Source organism: Longicatena sp. (genome assembly GCF_982403165.1).
Genome location: NZ_CEVYEL010000018.1, coordinates 32,312 through 48,235, shown reverse-complemented (window position 1 = coordinate 48,235; position 15,924 = coordinate 32,312). Strand labels below are relative to the sequence as shown.

The 15,924-nt window shown below is 37.9% G+C and carries 17 protein-coding genes; 6 read left to right on the top strand and 11 right to left on the bottom strand.

Annotated features, from left to right (window positions below):
* Both AC1VS3_RS05820 and AC1VS3_RS05815 read right to left on the bottom strand, forming a co-directional pair.
* The coding region (locus AC1VS3_RS05820; RefSeq protein WP_481275546.1) for a type I glyceraldehyde-3-phosphate dehydrogenase at positions 1-731 on the bottom strand (731 nt) is incomplete at its 3' end.
* A gap of 257 nt (positions 732-988) precedes the next feature.
* Entirely contained in the window at positions 989-2,602 is a 1,614-nt protein-coding gene (locus AC1VS3_RS05815; protein ID WP_117547979.1) for a WG repeat-containing protein, read from the bottom strand.
* Positions 2,603-2,746: 144 nt separating this feature from the next.
* On the opposite strand from AC1VS3_RS05815, the gene AC1VS3_RS05810 reads away from it, so the two are divergent.
* Positions 2,747-3,331 (top strand): ATP-dependent Clp protease proteolytic subunit, encoded by a 585-nt coding sequence (locus AC1VS3_RS05810; protein ID WP_008690609.1) that lies wholly within the window; start codon positions 2,747-2,749, stop codon positions 3,329-3,331.
* 39 nt (positions 3,332-3,370) lie between these two features.
* On the opposite strand, the gene AC1VS3_RS05805 is transcribed toward AC1VS3_RS05810, so the two are convergent.
* Entirely contained in the window at positions 3,371-4,441 is a 1,071-nt protein-coding gene (locus AC1VS3_RS05805) for a tyrosine-type recombinase/integrase (RefSeq protein WP_008690608.1), read from the bottom strand.
* Positions 4,442-4,659: 218 nt separating this feature from the next.
* On the opposite strand from AC1VS3_RS05805, the gene AC1VS3_RS05800 reads away from it, so the two are divergent.
* From AC1VS3_RS05800 to AC1VS3_RS05790, 3 genes are all read left to right on the top strand, one after another.
* Positions 4,660-5,508 carry a PTS sugar transporter subunit IIC gene (locus AC1VS3_RS05800; RefSeq protein WP_412596083.1) on the top strand — a complete coding sequence of 283 codons (849 nt, stop codon included), beginning with the start codon at positions 4,660-4,662 and terminating at the stop codon, positions 5,506-5,508.
* The gene (locus AC1VS3_RS05795) at positions 5,498-6,367 is read left to right on the top strand and encodes a PTS system mannose/fructose/sorbose family transporter subunit IID (protein WP_008690600.1); all 870 of its coding nucleotides are present in this window, start codon (positions 5,498-5,500) and stop codon (positions 6,365-6,367) included. The genes AC1VS3_RS05800 and AC1VS3_RS05795 overlap by 11 nt, the downstream gene beginning before the upstream one ends.
* 348 nt (positions 6,368-6,715) lie before the next feature.
* Positions 6,716-7,465 carry a hypothetical protein gene (locus AC1VS3_RS05790; protein WP_008690603.1) on the top strand — a complete coding sequence of 250 codons (750 nt, stop codon included), beginning with the start codon at positions 6,716-6,718 and terminating at the stop codon, positions 7,463-7,465.
* Between the two features lie 225 nt (positions 7,466-7,690).
* Here the strand turns inward: AC1VS3_RS05790 and AC1VS3_RS05785 are convergent, their stop codons facing one another.
* The 3 genes from AC1VS3_RS05785 to agaB all read right to left on the bottom strand — a co-directional run bounded on the left by AC1VS3_RS05785 (position 7,691) and on the right by agaB (position 9,939).
* A complete protein-coding gene (locus tag AC1VS3_RS05785; RefSeq protein WP_008690606.1) occupies positions 7,691-8,599 on the bottom strand; it encodes a PTS system mannose/fructose/sorbose family transporter subunit IID in 909 nt (302 codons plus the stop codon).
* Positions 8,589-9,395, bottom strand: a complete 807-nt coding sequence (locus tag AC1VS3_RS05780; protein WP_008690607.1) for a PTS sugar transporter subunit IIC — start codon at positions 9,393-9,395, stop codon at positions 8,589-8,591. Before AC1VS3_RS05780 ends, AC1VS3_RS05785 begins: the two co-directional genes overlap by 11 nt.
* Positions 9,396-9,462: 67 nt before the next feature.
* Positions 9,463-9,939, bottom strand: a complete 477-nt coding sequence (gene agaB / locus AC1VS3_RS05775; RefSeq protein WP_008690597.1) for a PTS galactosamine transporter subunit IIB — start codon at positions 9,937-9,939, stop codon at positions 9,463-9,465.
* Positions 9,940-10,366: 427 nt separating this feature from the next.
* Here agaB and AC1VS3_RS05770 point away from each other — a divergent pair, with 427 nt between their 5' ends.
* Positions 10,367-11,539, top strand: a complete 1,173-nt coding sequence (locus AC1VS3_RS05770) for an AraC family transcriptional regulator (RefSeq protein ID WP_008690596.1) — start codon at positions 10,367-10,369, stop codon at positions 11,537-11,539.
* 50 nt (positions 11,540-11,589) lie between these two features.
* On the opposite strand, the gene agaF is transcribed toward AC1VS3_RS05770, so the two are convergent.
* Together agaF and AC1VS3_RS05760 are read right to left on the bottom strand one after the other, a co-directional pair.
* Complete coding sequence (agaF, locus tag AC1VS3_RS05765) at positions 11,590-12,018, bottom strand: PTS galactosamine/N-acetylgalactosamine transporter subunit IIA (protein ID WP_008690595.1); 429 nt, start codon at positions 12,016-12,018, stop codon at positions 11,590-11,592.
* Between the two features lie 18 nt (positions 12,019-12,036).
* On the bottom strand, positions 12,037-13,215 hold the full coding sequence (locus tag AC1VS3_RS05760; protein WP_008690594.1) for an SIS domain-containing protein: 1,179 nt from the start codon (positions 13,213-13,215) through the stop codon (positions 12,037-12,039).
* A gap of 317 nt (positions 13,216-13,532) precedes the next feature.
* Here AC1VS3_RS05760 and AC1VS3_RS05755 point away from each other — a divergent pair, with 317 nt between their 5' ends.
* The gene (locus tag AC1VS3_RS05755; protein ID WP_008690593.1) at positions 13,533-14,081 is read left to right on the top strand and encodes a hypothetical protein; all 549 of its coding nucleotides are present in this window, start codon (positions 13,533-13,535) and stop codon (positions 14,079-14,081) included.
* Between the two features lie 228 nt (positions 14,082-14,309).
* On the opposite strand, the gene AC1VS3_RS05750 is transcribed toward AC1VS3_RS05755, so the two are convergent.
* The 3 genes from AC1VS3_RS05750 to AC1VS3_RS05740 all read right to left on the bottom strand — a co-directional run bounded on the left by AC1VS3_RS05750 (position 14,310) and on the right by AC1VS3_RS05740 (position 15,905).
* Entirely contained in the window at positions 14,310-15,224 is a 915-nt protein-coding gene (locus AC1VS3_RS05750) for a GNAT family N-acetyltransferase (RefSeq protein ID WP_008690592.1), read from the bottom strand.
* Between the two features lie 2 nt (positions 15,225-15,226).
* Positions 15,227-15,529, bottom strand: a complete 303-nt coding sequence (locus AC1VS3_RS05745; RefSeq protein WP_008690591.1) for an AI-2E family transporter — start codon at positions 15,527-15,529, stop codon at positions 15,227-15,229.
* A 91-nt stretch (positions 15,530-15,620) separates the two neighbouring features.
* Positions 15,621-15,905: a helix-turn-helix domain-containing protein gene (locus tag AC1VS3_RS05740; RefSeq protein WP_008690588.1), complete on the bottom strand. Its 285-nt coding sequence runs from the start codon at positions 15,903-15,905 to the stop codon at positions 15,621-15,623.
* Positions 15,906-15,924: the final 19 nt, after the last annotated feature.

Sequence of the window (15,924 nt, the reverse complement as noted above, 5' to 3'; positions counted from 1 at the left end):
GTTGATCCTGTAGGAGTTGGAACACGCTGAGCAGAACCGATTAATTTACCGTTCAGTTCAGGGATTACCAAACCGATAGCTTTTGCAGCACCTGTAGAGTTAGGTACGATGTTTACTGCAGCTGCACGAGAACGACGTTTGTCACCTTTTCTCTGAGGTCCGTCTAATGTCATCTGATCACCAGTGTAAGCGTGAATGGTTGACATGATACCGCTCTGGATAGGAGCTAAGTCATTTAATGCTTTTGCCATAGGAGCTAAGCAGTTTGTTGTACAAGAAGCAGCAGAGATAACTGTATCTTCTGGTTTCAATACATCGTGGTTTGTGTTGTAAACAACTGTAGGTAAGTCATTTCCTGCAGGAGCAGAGATAACAACTTTACGAGCACCAGCTTCGATGTGAGCCATTGCTTTCGCTTTTGATGTATAGAATCCTGTACATTCTAATACTACGTCAACACCTAATTCTCCCCAAGGCAGGTTTTTAGCATCAGCTTCAGCATAGATAGTGATTTCTTTTCCATCAACTGTGATTGATTTTTCACCAGCTACTACTGTATCAGCTTTTTCATAACGTCCCTGTGTTGAGTCGTATTTTAATAAGTGAGCCAGCATATCAGGAGAAGTTAAGTCGTTGATTGCAACTACTTCATATCCTTCAGCTCCAAACATTTGTCTGAATGCCAGACGTCCGATACGTCCGAATCCATTAATAGCAACTTTTACTGTCATCTTCAAAGTCCTCCTTTTAACACCCTTATTATACGTATTATCCTTTCTCTTGTCAATTGACAATTCTTTCACTTATACACTTTTTTACAGCCCTTCCCAAGCTTTTTCTGCTTGTTACAAAATTCCCATTTCTGCAAGCCTTTACATTCTTCGCTAACCTTGAAAACATGGAAATGGACAAGTGGATATGCACATAAAAAACTTGTGTTTTTTCATTCCCATACATCGTTAAATACAACTATTCGTAAATATATCGTCTACGTCAAAGAAAGTTCTACATCCTTATCCATCTGCAAAATGATGGCCAATGTATCTTTCTCAATCAATTCACTGCGCCCATCCGCATAACGTCCGATATAATAATCATCCTGTTCCCCTATTGCTACATAACGCGGTGCGATTTCATGCTTGCCATCCATGCTCAGCAATCCCATCTTTCCTGTTTTGCCATAGCCCTGGCGTGTAAAGAAAGCAGAATGATTTTTATATAAGACACCATACATAGATCCACTGCTGATGCCCGCAAACTGTGTTCGCTTCTTGCCTTGCAAATCGTACACGGTAGATGTTGTATGCATTCCTTCCGTTAAAGGCAATTCCTTCACCAGTACCCCTTCCGGTTCACCATCCAAATACACAAAGTTTTCATCCACATCTCCTTGCAGCACCTTTTCTCCCTTCATATCGTACAGCGTACATACCGCATGTGTACAATGCTGAAACAGTCTGCCAACGCGTGACATTTCATCATGCGCCTTCCCCTGCTTTAGCGTTTCCCCTTTTTCATTGATCACCCGACTAAGCCCTGCCTCACGCACAATGGCATACCCATTTTGAAAACCATCTCCATGACCTTTCACTTCCAAATATGCTTTGCCTTCCTTAGTAAAATACGCTGTCGTATCTTCTTTATCCACCCAAAAGCCTTTTTCATCGATTCCGATAACCTTCATAGAAGCATCCTTTTGCACGCGTGCAACACAAGGAATTAAGGTCTTCCCTTGTAATGTTAAGATGCCATAATGGCCATCCTTTACCACTTGAAAGCCAACACCCTCTATATAATCGAAAGCATGAAGGAGATTTCCATCCGCATCCTTATCACAGGAATCATATAGAAACGGCACAATGATATCTCCGCGTGTATTAAGGATGCCACTTTTCCCATCACGCACTGCCTGATAATACCCACTAAATTTATCATTGAAAGAACCGTAATTCAAAGGACGCAGCAGCTCATAGACAAATGCACTGCATGGTTTTCCTTCTTCATTCAAGATACCGGCCAATCCATTCTTATACCCTATCGTATACGCATGTTTCTCATAGGTTTGAATATCCGGAAAACGCTTTATCTTATCATACAGGAACTTTGTTTTCTGATTACCCTTCGTATCAAAGATGGCACTTTTATTTCCCTGCTCCATCCATACAATCGGATCGTGGAATGATTGTTTCACCAAACGTGCATCTATCGTTTTATGTTTCTGGCCATCCTTATCAAACACCATTGTCTTTTGCTGTTTCCGAGCAAAGAAATATCCACTATCATAAGCATAAAGAATACGTTCATATTTTAAAGGCAACAAGATTTGATTCTGTTTATCGATGACGCCATACTTGCCATCTTTTTGCGCAATATACACGTCTTTTTCCTGTGTTATCAAATCATATTCACAAGGAATCATCACTTGTTTTTGCTTATTCATAAAGCCGTATTTCCCCTTTTGCTTCACTTTCATATATCCATCACTGTTCACATATCCTAAAACGATGGTATCCTTTTGCTTTACCTGCTTTTGTTTTGTACTATGCTGTTGACAGCCACACAACAATACCAAACTTAAAAAACACATCCCTATTTTCTTCATACCCACTTTTCTCCTTTTGTTCATTGTAGCACATTTCCTTCTGCAACGTTTTACATTTCCATATGGATTTAAGAAAGTATAAGGAAAAAGTATTAAACCTTTTGCTTCGCGCATACTTATATACAGACAGATTGGAGTGATGTTATGGTGATCGTTCCTACCATCATTGAACGCAATGCCGCAAGTGAACGTGTATATGACTTATATTCTTGCTTATTAAAAGAGCGTATTATCATATTGACAGGGGAAATTGATGATGCCATGAGCAGCAGTATTTGTGCACAGCTGTTATATTTAGCAAGTATCAGTAAAGATCCGATTCAGATGTATATCAATTCACCCGGAGGAAGTGTCAGTGCCGGTTTAGCCATTTATGATGTGATGAAGTACATTTCCTGTGAAATTGCCACGATTGGCATGGGCATGTGTGCCAGTATGGCAGCCGTTTTACTATGTGCAGGGGAAAAAGGTAAACGCAGTGCCTTACAAAATGCTGAAATTATGATTCATCAGCCGCTTGGCGGTATGCAAGGGCAGGCAAAGGATATGGAAATCGCCGCACAACATATCAATCAATTGAAACAACGCTTATATCATATTTTAAGCAGTCAGTGTGGACAACCTATTGCCACCATTAAGAAAGACTGTGACCGTGATTATTATATGGATGCGATAAGCGCAAAGGCTTATGGCTTAATTGATACCGTCATAGAAAACGGCTCTCATTAAAGAGAGTCGTTTTGTTGGATAGCTAACATGTAGCTAACATTATTTTAAGGAGAAAATAGCCCTTCGCAATTGACCAATATCCTTATGCGTATAGATTTTTTCCGTTGTCGCATAGGAGGTATGACCAATCAAGCGCTTGATACTTGTCGCATTCGCACCAAAGTTTGACAGCCTTGTCGCAAAGGTATGGCGACAATCATGAGGCAAATGATTCATATCCAGCATATTCATGATCTTATCAAAGTAATTGTTACGATAGGCATGGTAATTGATCTTCGCCCCTGTTTCTAAATCACAGATTAGATATTCATTTCCCATATTGTAATAGTTTAATACATAATCCTGGATTCGCTCATGAATCGGTACAACACGATTTTTACCGGCTTCCGTTTTATTCCCACCGCGGATTGTCAAATTCTGTAAATCAACATCTTTGGTCTTGATCTGAAACAATTCGCTTACCCGAAATCCTGTGTAGATCATGATCAGAATCGTATCCACAAACGGTATATTATCATGTGCAAACAATACCTCAATCTCTTTTTCACTAAACGGCTTATGAATTTCCGGTGGTCGTTCTTTCTTATTGATCGTGACATATTTTGCATAATTCTTGTTTATGATATCGTTTTGTACGGCATATTCGCATACTAAAACCATCAGTGATTTTAATTTCAGATCACTAGCCACAGATAATTCACTTTCATCCATGATTCGCTGAAAGTGAATGGTCTTTAACTCTGATAACTTACAATGCCAGATGGGTTCACATTTGGCATACGCTGCCTTATAGCCATTGATGGCATTTTGTGAGATACAGCGAAACTTCATACTTGACCATTCCTGATAAATCGTTTCAAACGTAATTGTCCCAAGCTTTTGAATTTCCTCAAATAATACCGGGTTCTTATTATAGTTCCACAATGAAAACTCCGCCATCTCTTGTGTTTCGTAATAGCCAATGATCTTACGCTTTTGTTTATAACCTGCATCGTTGCTATGGCGCAAAGATATGGTTACACAAGCGACCCATGGTTTTCGTCGGTTTCCTTGCAGGCGATAGACACTCCCCATGCCATTCGCCTTTTTGATGCCATAGTTACCGCTCATCTTCAACACCTTCTTATACTTATTCCCTTTACATATTAACCTTACTATGTTATGCACATGAAAGCAACGCTTTCTTATAGCGTTACTAACACGTAGCTAACACTTTCACAAGTCTATAAAAATCATAATATCCCTTAATTTCAAGCCATTTTTTACTTTTTATACCTCATTCATAAATTACTTAAATAGAATTCGCTTAAACAGAAGGGAGATTTATCATGGATATTATTCAAATTATCTTGTTGGCAGTCGTAACCTTTATCTTTGCGATTGACCAATTCTCTCTGACTGAAACACTGTATCGTCCAATTATCTCTTGTACTATTATCGGTGCAATCTTAGGTAATATGGAAATCGGTCTTTTAGTTGGTGGAACGTATGAAATCATGGTTATCGGTAACATGCCAGTTGGTGGAGCTCAGCCACCTAACGTAATCATCGCTGGTGTTGCCGGATGTATCTTAGCTATCAAAGCTAACATGGAAGTTAATGCTGCTTTAGGTACAGCTGTTATCTTCTCAATCTTCGGTCAGTATGTTGTTACTTTAGTATTTACATTCATGGCTGGTCTTATGGCAAAAGCTGATAAAGCAGCTGCAGAAGCAAATCCTAAGGGAATTGCACAGGTTAACTACATTTCAATGGTAATCCTGGGAACACTGTTCGCTGTTATTTCTATCCTGTGCTATGTTGGTGGAACAGCTATGGCTGACACTCTGCAGCAGATTGCTACAGATTACTCTTGGTTTACAGCAGGTTTAACAGCTGCTGGTGGTATGATGAAGTTTGTCGGTTTCGCTATCCTGATGAAGATCATGATGGCAAGCGATCTGTGGGGCTTCCTGCTTGCAGGTTTCGCTTCTGCAATCATCTTAAGCTACATCCCTACAGGCTTTGCATTTAATGCAGAAGCTGGTAGTGTAGCTGCTAGTGGAACAATGAGTGGTGTTGCATTATTATTGCTGGCATTCATTGGTATCTGTATCGCAATTTACGACTTCATGATCAATATTAAGATTAAAGAAAATGCTGGTAGCAATGCAGGAGGTATGAGTGATGGAATCTAATACAATGACAACATATAAAGATCTTACACCTGCTCCTAAAGTTGACAAAAAAACATTAAATAAAATGGTTTGGATGTCTACCATGCTGCAGGCAAGTTTCAACTATGAAAGAATGCAGTCCAGTGGATGGCTGTGGGCTATGTTACCTGGTTTGCAGAAAATTCATACAAATAAAGATGACTTAGCTGCATCTATGACACACAATATGGACTTCATTAATACACACCCTTACTTGGTAACCTTCGTAATGGGTATTGTATTATCAATGGAACAGCAGAAGATGGATATTCAGACAATTCGTTCTGTACGTATCTCTACTGCAGCTCCATTGGGTGGTATCGGTGACGCATTGTTCTGGTATACATTTGTACCTATCGTTGCTGGTGTTACAGCTATCCAGGCACAGAATGGAAATATCTTAGGACCAATTCTGTTCTTCGTTATCGTATTCGGTGCACAGATGGCTTTACGTTTCGCTTTGATGTACTGGTCTTATAACTTAGGTATGTCAGCTGTAGCTTCTTTAACAAAACATGCGAAAGAATTTACACATGCTGCATCTGTTATGGGTATCTTCATCGTTGGTGCTTTGATTTCTAACATGGGTTCTACTTCTTTAGAAATCGTCTTCTCTTCAGGCGGATTAACTACAAATGTACAGGGTCAGTTAGACTCTATCCTGCCTAAAGTAATTCCTTTGGCATTAACTTTAATGTGCTATGCTCTGTTGAAGAAAAAATGGACACCAATCAAATGTATCGTTCTGCTGTTAGTAATCGGTATCGTAGGATGTATGTTTGGTGTATGGGCAACTGGTGGTGCTTATACGGCATTAATTCCAGTTCCTTGGCACGCATAAAATAGTAATATTGCTCTCTCAAACCTTAAAACAGGTACAATTGATATCTGTATGCAGGTCATCCACTTGGGTGACCTGTTTTTTCATTCCTATGTTAATGTAGAGGGAAGATGTTCCTATATGTATTAGGTTATCGTAAGTTATGAAGATGGTTCTGTTTCATTAAAGGTAATAAAAAAACCTTTTGATTTCTTTTGAATCAAAAGGAGGTGTCAAAATGAATTGACTACATTATCACACACAGTTACTATACACTTATAGTTGTGAAATTGTAAATATACGATTCGAAAAAAGTCGAAATATTTGTGATTCATGCTATAATGAAAACAATAAAGTAGAGGTGTTATTATGAGTGCCGCAAGTATCATTATCATAATCTGTGGCGGTGTTGCCTGGTTTACCTATCGGCGCATCAAACAGTTTCCTATCATCGCCATACAGGGAGCATTTCAAAGAGCAGATTACCAGCATGCCTTAGAACTCTTAAATGGCGCTGGTGCTGAGAAATTATTATCCCCCTTGGAAAAAGATCGTTTACTGATGAAAGCTTATTTCATGGCAGGCAAAAAGAACGAATTTCTAGAACAGATTGCAAAGATTGCCCACACACAATATAAAAAAGGAGATCCAGCAAGTGTATTAGAGCCTTGGTATTACCACAGTTTACGATGTAAGCATACGGAGTTTGCGAATGCCTACCAACAAGCATTGCATGCGTGTGCTGATGAACAAACCTTGCAAATAGCAGATCTCGCCTATCAAATATTATTAGAGAACAGTCTGCATGATATTACTGCCCTTGATGAATACATCTGCAAGATACGAAGTGCTGATTTCCATGCCGGTTTATTATATTATTTAAAAGGTAAATTATGCTTTCATGAAAATGCCATCGAAGAAGCATTGCATGCTTTCGATAATGCATTATTTAATTTTGAAACGGCTGAATCTTATCTATTTTATGATGATGCCAAACAGTATATTGATACTTATGGAAATTCCTCCTATTTGCATTATGGAAAAGCTGATGTAGCAATTCATACCGATATTGATATGGTAGAAAGATATCGTATGGTTCCTAAAAAAGATGCAAAATAGTTCTCTTACCACCTACATCAATGGAATAGACGTAGAATTGACGTATCTTACTAAGGTACGTTTTTTCTTTTTGTTTCAACGTATTGAGTTCACTATGCAACATCGTAAGAAAGAACAAAGCTCGTTCTTGGCATGAGAAAAGGCCATTCTTGCGAATGACCTTTAAACTCAATTGTAGATAGAGTTATTAGTTTGAGAGAGCACCATCTACTATTTTAATTTAGATTAAGCAACTACATTCCAAGGTACTGGTACTAATGGTGTGTAATCGCCACCCCAGATACCGAAGATAGCTCCAACGATACCGATAACCAAGAATAAACCGATACATTTTGTAGGAGTCCAGTTTTTCTTCTTGATCAAGAAGTAGCACATCAAAGTGAACAGTAATGGAATTAAGCAAGGCAGGATCTTATCTAAGTATTCCTGAATGTTAATGAATACGTCAACCATAGTTTTTCCGTCTTCAGCAACAGTCTGTCCGTTAGGGATAGAGATACCTAAGTGAGTTCCGCCACCATAGTTAGAAATCAAAGCACCTACAACGAATACACCAAGCAGAGAAGCTGCATGAGTGAATTCTTTTGCATGAGCAGTCATCATAGATACAGCTTTTGTACCTAAGTTATAAGACCAGTACATTAAACCATAACGCAATGCCATTTCAGCACCAAATGCGATGATGAAGTACAGGATTGGTCCCATCATGTTGCCGTCGATTGCCATGTTAGCAGTCATACCAGCAGTGATAGGAATCAGTGTATACCAGAACAATGCGTCACCGATACCACCTAATGGAGCTGCAGTAGAGATACGTACAGAACGGATTGTCTGAATATCCATTTTCTGCTGTTCCATAGAAAGAACCATACCCATAACGAATGTTACTGCGAATGGGTGAGTGTTCAAGAAGTCCATGTTGTGTGTCATGGATGCAGCTAAATCATCTTTGTTTGTATGAATTTTCTGCAAACCTGGTAACATAGCCCACAGCCATCCAGCTGATTGCATTCTTTCATAGTTGAAAGCTGCCTGCAGCTGCATAGAGCGCCATACCATTTTATTTAATGTTTTGTTATCGACTCTGGCAGCAGGGGTAGTGTCTTTATAAGTTGTCATAGCATTAGATTCCATCACTCATACCTCCCATTCCGCTTCCAGCGTTTTCTTTAATTTTTGATGTTGTTAAGAAGTCATTCAATGCAATAGCGATACCGATGAATGCAACTAAGATCAGAGCAGCTGATGAAGTTGCAGGAATGTTTCCAAGGATCAATGCGAATGCGAAACCTGCAAGCAGGTAGCCCCACAAATCGTTAGAAAGCATAATTTTCAGCAGGATTGCGAAACCAACGAAACGCATCATACCACCGGCAGCACCTAAACCACCCATGAACCAGCTAGCGTTCTTAGAGATTTCAGTCAATGTATCTGACATACCAACTCCAGCACTATAAGCAACGATTGCGATTAATGCAAACAATCCGCCTAAACCAGCCATAGAGATGTTCAATACAGCAGTAATTCCTTTAGGATTAGCTTCAGCAGCAGCTTTGTCAGCTTTAGCCATTAATCCAGACATGATAGTGAACATTACAGTTACTACATACTGTCCGAAAGTAGCGAAGATCATACAAGCACCTAATGCAGCGTTTGTATCCATGTGTGCCTTAACCGCGAAGATCATAGCAACAACGCTACCTAATACGGCGTTAGGTGGCTGAGCTCCACCAACTGGCATGTTACCGATCATCATCAACTCGTAAGTACCACCGATAATAAGACCCATGTTTACATCTCCAAGGATCAGACCGATGATAGGACAAGCGATAATTGGACGGTATACGATTTCTGTTAATGAGAACTGGTCAATTGCAAAGATGAACGTTACAATGGCCAGCAGTACACATTCAATAATATTGAAGTCCATAAGTTTCTCCTTCCATTATTTAATTTTTCATTAAATAACACTTTTGTAATAAATTCTTGTTAAATTATTATTTAAATAATTTATCAATTGGTTCTGCAGCAATATCTGGAACTCGTTTGATTTCCAGTTCAACACCCAAGTCCTGCAGTTTTTTGAAAGTTGCAACATCGTCATCATTGACAGCAACAGAAGTAGCAACCTGACGTTTACCTTCTGCCATGTGCATGTTTCCAATGTTTACTTTCTTAATAGGAACTCCACCCTCTACTAATCTTAGTACATCCTGTGGAGTTTCACAGATGATAGCGATGTGCTGCTGTGGGCTAGCTTTACCGATGATGTTGATTGTCTTTTCGATACTGAAGTATCTTGTCTGTGCATAAGCTGGTGCAGCCATATTCATCAGACCCTGACGGAATTCATCACCTGCTACGGCATCGTTTGCCACTAATAATAAGTTAGCTCCAACGACTCCACACCACTGTGTTGCAACCTGTCCGTGAATCAGACGGTTGTCGATTCGTGTTAAAACGATATCTGGCATGTTTGCTCTCTCCTTTCTATCTGTTTAAACATGAACTAGCGGCAGCGCTTCATGATGAGGTGAATGCGCTACGTAAACCCTTTCAGTTCACTTAGATTTTATGCCAAAATGGATGTGATTTCTTTACACTTTTTATTAGTGATTTTGCACTTTTTAGCAATTACGCCCATTTTCATCTACTAATTAATGCAAATAATCAGAAATATCCATACATTTCGCAAAAATTTACATACGTACTTACTTTTGGGAAAAAATGTGATAAAAGTAATTGACATATGACATTTTATTCATCGATTATCACATAATGTAAACACTTACATAAAACAGGCGAGTTTCTCTCACATTTTTATCCATATTCTTTTCTCATTAATTTCTTTTCTGGATGCGCAAAATTTGCTATACTATTCATAAAAGAGGTGAACTTCTCATGTTTAACAAAACAACTAGTTTTATTTTTAACAAATATGGGGAAATCGTAAATGATTTGACTCGCCGTCAAAGCATCAAAATGACACACTCTGTATTAAAATTGAAGGATAAAGAATTCACATCTTATTATACATATAATAGTGATGTGTATGTGAAGGTATTATCGGGTATCGTCATGCTCGTAGTCAGCAAAGATGAAAAAGCAGAAGAATTTGAACGTTTTGTCATCCACCGCTTTATTAAAATAAAAAAAGGTGTGAAGTTTAATTTCATCACGATCACCCAGACTTCCAAGGTTGAATTAGAAACTGATTTTAAAGCGAAAAAGACCTATGTAAAAACATATGATGGAAATCCTATCAGTTATGAACCTATCATTCCAACCTTTTCAGTAAAAGAAATTCTTGGTTATTACTATCAGGTCCGCAATGCCAGCTACACCTTTCCCGGTGAACAACATAATTATTGGGAACTCACTTTTATTGATAATGGAGAACTAGCAACAACCGTTGATGATGAAGAATATCGTTTAGACGAAATGGATCTGATTTTATATGCGCCGGGACAGTTTCACACACAAAAAACAGGAGATGCCCAGTCATGCAGTTACTTAACGATCCTCTTTGATATGGACATTCCGGATTCTTATTTAATTACAAATCGTGTTTATCACGCTCATCGTGATATTCACAATGCCCTGAATAATTTCATCAAGGTTTCTAATAATGAAATGCTTTATGACAGTGAATTGATGATTTGTTATATAAAAGAATTATTGATTAAAATCCTCCAATATGATTTCTTATCCAGTTCTCCGGTAGCATCTACCCCTATGCAGCAGCGCTTTGAAAATGAATTACTGAATGAAATTGTCATTTATATCAACGATACGATTTATGAACAATTAACCATTGAAGAAATTTGTAATCGTTTCTCCATATCACGTTCCAGTCTGCAAACGTTATTTAAAAACAACTTAGGAACGGCACCTAAACAATATATCAGTGATTTAAAATTAAAGAAAAGCAAACTATTGATCAAAGAGAGTGTATATACGATCAGTGAGATATCCAGTATGTTGGGATTTACCTCAATTCACTATTTTTCTCGCAAATTCAAACAACAATTCGGTATTACACCAACAGATTATGCAAAAACCATTTACAATTAAAGCATGAAAAAAACCGCATTGCATGCGGTTTTCTTATATATTATGATTTTTTAGATGCCGTCTGAAGATTCTTCCTGAACAACTGGTTTAAATTCATAACGAACTACCTGATCTTTTCCTGTGTTCATAGCCATTTCTGTTAAAGCCCCTAAGTCTTCAATGAAAGAGCGGCCCATATTCACTTCGATCAGCATAGGCAGGTTAGTACCAGCTAACACTTCAACATTACCTCTTGGATATCCAACCATTACAGCTGTTTTGAAAGGAGAACCTCCACCAAGATCAGAAAGTACCAAAATACCATCACAATCTTTTAAGGAATCTAAAGCTTTAGTTAATTCTCTTTCTAAATCTTCTACTGAATATTCCTGTGGAAAGTCAACAGCTACATAGTTTTGTGGATCACCAGCAATTAATTTCAAAGAGCTAGTAAGACCTGTTGCGAAATTTCCGTGTCCGGTTACGATTAATCCTATCATGTTATTTACCTCCAACAATTATTTCTTTGTATATGGGTGCAAGATGACACCTTTTACTACACGGTTAACTTCTCCTGTAGGACATGGATTGTCTGGAGTAGAACCATATGCTAATGATTTGAATAATGCTAAAATCTGCGCAGCTACGATGTAGTTGAATCCTAAGAATGCATTGTCATGTTCATTTTTCAAGTTGCAAGCATATGCATAATCAACTAATTCAACGATTTCTTTATCTTCTTTATTCATGATCGCAGCAATTTTATTGCCTTTACGCTGTGCGCTCATTTCTTTGATCAAATCCACTTCATACTGGCGAGTATATGGATCATCACTAACATAAACAACTGTTAATGTTTCATCATTGATGATTGATTTAGGTCCATGACGGAATCCCATTGGCGTATCAAACATTGTAGCAACTTTACCTGCAGTAAGTTCCAACATTTTCAGCTGACTTTCCTGAGCGATACCTTTTAAGCAGTTTGCTCCAAGGTAAACGATACGGTTGAAATCAAATCCATCAGCGATTTCTTTAAATGTATTCCAATCATTTGCGCAAGTATTTTCAGCAGCTGTGATAACATCTTCTAATTCTGCTTTTACTTCATCCAGATTATCCAAGCTGAAGCATAACAGCGTTGCTAACATCATGTTAGAGAAACTGCTAGTCATAGCAAAGCTTTGATCGTGTGTTTCTGGAGTTAAATTGATAGCATATGCATTATCACGTTTTGCAGCTGCTTTACTCAAAGCTCCTTCTGCATTACAAGTGATGAATAAGTGATATACATTCTTACCGCATACTTCATCCGCAACATCAACAGCACCTACAGATTCTGGTGAGTTACCACTTCTTCCATAAGATACTAACAGGGTTGGTTTGTCTTGAGATAAATAAGCTTCTGGAGTTGCAACAATATCGGTTGTTCCATAAGATTTTGTTTTGTAATTTGTACGTCTTGCAACATACGTATAAATAGAGTTACCAACAAATTCACTTGTTCCGGCACCTGTCAGAATGATGTCATAATCTTCATTCTTTGTAACATTTTCAATAAATGCCTTTAATTCATCTTTGCTGTCTTCGATCTGTTTGATGGTTTTTCTCCACGTTGCCGGCTGCTGGTTAATTTCCGTTGCAGTGAAGGTTCCCTTCAAACTTTCCCACTGTGCTGAGTCTTTTCCAAAAATCATGTTTCATCGCTCCTTTTCTGAATTTTGAAATCCTTTTCATTACGACTTCATTATATCTCACGATAGTAAAAAAAACAACGCACTGTGCATAAAGTTGTTAAAATGTGCAAAAACCTCACTAATTTTCGATATTGCCTTTTTTATAGCGTTAATTATCCGCTGACAGCCTTAATAAATGTGAAAGAAGCGGATTCTGATATGGGATAAGAAAATAGGCATGCGATGCTTTAAAAAGCATTATTTTCTTTGTATTTCTTTCTTTTAAGGTAGACGAACTTCTTGTTTCCATATATAATAAGCGTTAGAGGTGATTTTTAATGGCTATAAAAGGCAGAAAAACCGCGATGTCAGCAGAAGACAATAAAATAGGCGGTCTTAATGTATATCATGATGAAAAAGGACGTCCGGTATATCTTAACCGTATGAATCATGTAGGTTATGTGTTAACAGATAAAACCAAACCATTCCGTACCTATAGTTCGCGTTTCTTTATCGGTGGCATTGCCGCAATCTTTGCATATATGTTTGAGCTTCCTTTGATTATGTGTATTTTCTTAGGTATTGCAGCATATGCGCTCATGGAATTCAAATTCCGTAAATTCCTGCAGACTTTGCCACAGATACCAAATTTCAAACCGGTTAATCACATGGGAACGATACAATCAGAAGCAAATTTAGATGCGAAAAAAATTGTCATCAAAATCTTTTTATTTATCGCTTTATCTGTATTGCTAATCATCAATGCATATCAGCAAGGGTATGAAGGTGTCATCCTGTATCTGAATTGGGCAATTGCCGTTGCCGCTGCTATCATGTGTATAATTGAAATCAGAGCGTTTCTATTCAAGAAAAACAACGTTGGTTAAGAAAAAAAACTGTAATCAAAAGATTACAGCATAAATTCATTGGGAAAGAAGAGAATTCTAAACGGCTATTCAGCCATGTATAAGAATTCTCTTTTTATTTCTTGATTTCGCAAAACAATCTTTTTAAAGCATACGGTATATTACAAAAAAAGCTAAAGATGTTATTTTCATCCTTAACTTTCTAAATATCTTTTGCTTAGGCATCTGCCAGTTTTACACTTGACTACCTTAATAATACTCATGCAGCCATAATGGCTTTTTTAAAATGGCATACGCTTCTTTGGGCGTTTTTGCTTTGGCATTAAACAGCTTATTGAACAATGGATAACTGTTAATGCGGGCCATCATAAAGGCTGAACGTTTAGGTATCGCCAAGGTAAAGATTTTTTCAAGTTTTTCACTTTGACTGACTTCCACGATAATAGCCTCATGATCACCAAGTATCTCTTTCATCATTCGCTGTAAAGCAATCGACTCCATATAAACAGCCTCTTTCACAACAAGATCATTTTTCTGCATTTGATAAATCAAATACCCGCAAAGCGTTCCATGCGCATCACGATATGTTACCAACTGCTTAATTCCCAGAGTCAACTCTTTTAACAATGTTTCATAATAGGCCACATCTCGTTCATAATATCCATCAAAATGACGGATAAATTGCCGATACGCCTTTAACAACTCTTTTGCTTCAGCCTCATGTGCCACTCGCAGTGGTATGATCTTATTAAGGTATTCCCTTTGAATGAGATATTGTTTGCGTTCATATAGTACCTGAAAGCCAAATTGTTCATATAGTCGCGGATTGAATGCTTTCACCAATGTAATTAAATGGTTATGACTCGCCTCATCCAATGCACTGTTCATCAATTCACGCATATGTCCGCGGCGGCGATAATCGGGTAATGTGCTAACTCCTAATATATAAGAGATATTCAATAATTTACCTTGAAACCGCATGACGTGTGTATTCATTTGCAGACTGGAGATAATACGATGATCCTGTTCCTGTACCAAACAAACACCTTCATCAAATAAATGACGGAAATAGAAGCTTAAATAATTACGATTTTGACTTGGATAGGCATGTTTCCATAATTCATAAACCTCAGATTTGTCGTCTCTTCCAGCTTCCTTTACCATGCTTACCACGCTCCATTATCATCTTTTTCTTCCGTTTCTGTATATTCAACATCAATGATATCATCTGTATCACTTGTTCTACGCTGATTGTCATACCTACGATAGTCTTGAAAATCCTCTTGATCATAAGAATCCATATCATCTTCAAACTTTTCCATGTTTTTTTGGATTTTATGTTTCATATATAAAATATAGAAAAATAATGCCAAGACGATGAATAGAATAATCGGTAAAACAATTGGTAAAATCATAAAGAATACATAAAGCAATAAAATAGCTACGATAATATAGATAAGAATGTCCATGATATTCCTCACTTTCATTAAAATATTACAGATTCATTATAATATAAAATCTTTGTTCTGTATATGAAAAGAGGGATTTCTCCCTCTTCTTCTATAATAAGTCTTTTTCGTGTACACCCAATGCTCTCGCAATTGTTTCCACTACCCGCAGCGACACATTCCGAACACCACGCTCAATGTCGGAAATATAATGTTGATGAACATGGCAGAGGGCTGCCAGTTCTTCCTGCGTCAAATGTCGCTGTTTTCTCAAAGAACGCACATTGCGTCCAAAGCGGGCTTCAATACGCAGTCGTTGATCTCCTCTACACTCTTTTTGCCGTCTTTCCAGCTCCTTTTTCGAAACATTGGGGGTACGTGCAATGTATGCCTGCATACACGCTTCCCACCTTTCT

Excerpts from the sequence above, each read along its gene's own strand:
- AC1VS3_RS05755 (WP_008690593.1), top strand. The coding sequence starts at position 13,533 with ATGGCTATAAAAGGCAGAAAAACCGCGATGTCAGCAGAAGACAATAAA.
- AC1VS3_RS05810 (WP_008690609.1), top strand. The coding sequence starts at position 2,747 with ATGGTGATCGTTCCTACCATCATTGAACGCAATGCCGCAAGTGAACGT.
- AC1VS3_RS05785 (WP_008690606.1), bottom strand. The coding sequence starts at position 8,599 with ATGGAATCTAATGCTATGACAACTTATAAAGACACTACCCCTGCTGCC.
- agaB (WP_008690597.1), bottom strand. The coding sequence starts at position 9,939 with ATGCCAGATATCGTTTTAACACGAATCGACAACCGTCTGATTCACGGA.
- AC1VS3_RS05740 (WP_008690588.1), bottom strand. The coding sequence starts at position 15,905 with ATGCAGGCATACATTGCACGTACCCCCAATGTTTCGAAAAAGGAGCTG.
- AC1VS3_RS05750 (WP_008690592.1), bottom strand. The coding sequence starts at position 15,224 with ATGGTAAAGGAAGCTGGAAGAGACGACAAATCTGAGGTTTATGAATTA.
- AC1VS3_RS05790 (WP_008690603.1), top strand. The coding sequence starts at position 6,716 with ATGAGTGCCGCAAGTATCATTATCATAATCTGTGGCGGTGTTGCCTGG.
- AC1VS3_RS05805 (WP_008690608.1), bottom strand. The coding sequence starts at position 4,441 with ATGAGCGGTAACTATGGCATCAAAAAGGCGAATGGCATGGGGAGTGTC.
- agaF (WP_008690595.1), bottom strand. The coding sequence starts at position 12,018 with ATGATAGGATTAATCGTAACCGGACACGGAAATTTCGCAACAGGTCTT.
- AC1VS3_RS05780 (WP_008690607.1), bottom strand. The coding sequence starts at position 9,395 with ATGGACTTCAATATTATTGAATGTGTACTGCTGGCCATTGTAACGTTC.
- AC1VS3_RS05800 (WP_412596083.1), top strand. The coding sequence starts at position 4,660 with ATGGATATTATTCAAATTATCTTGTTGGCAGTCGTAACCTTTATCTTT.
- AC1VS3_RS05760 (WP_008690594.1), bottom strand. The coding sequence starts at position 13,215 with ATGATTTTTGGAAAAGACTCAGCACAGTGGGAAAGTTTGAAGGGAACC.
- AC1VS3_RS05745 (WP_008690591.1), bottom strand. The coding sequence starts at position 15,529 with ATGGACATTCTTATCTATATTATCGTAGCTATTTTATTGCTTTATGTA.
- AC1VS3_RS05770 (WP_008690596.1), top strand. The coding sequence starts at position 10,367 with ATGTTTAACAAAACAACTAGTTTTATTTTTAACAAATATGGGGAAATC.
- AC1VS3_RS05815 (WP_117547979.1), bottom strand. The coding sequence starts at position 2,602 with ATGAAGAAAATAGGGATGTGTTTTTTAAGTTTGGTATTGTTGTGTGGC.
- AC1VS3_RS05795 (WP_008690600.1), top strand. The coding sequence starts at position 5,498 with ATGGAATCTAATACAATGACAACATATAAAGATCTTACACCTGCTCCT.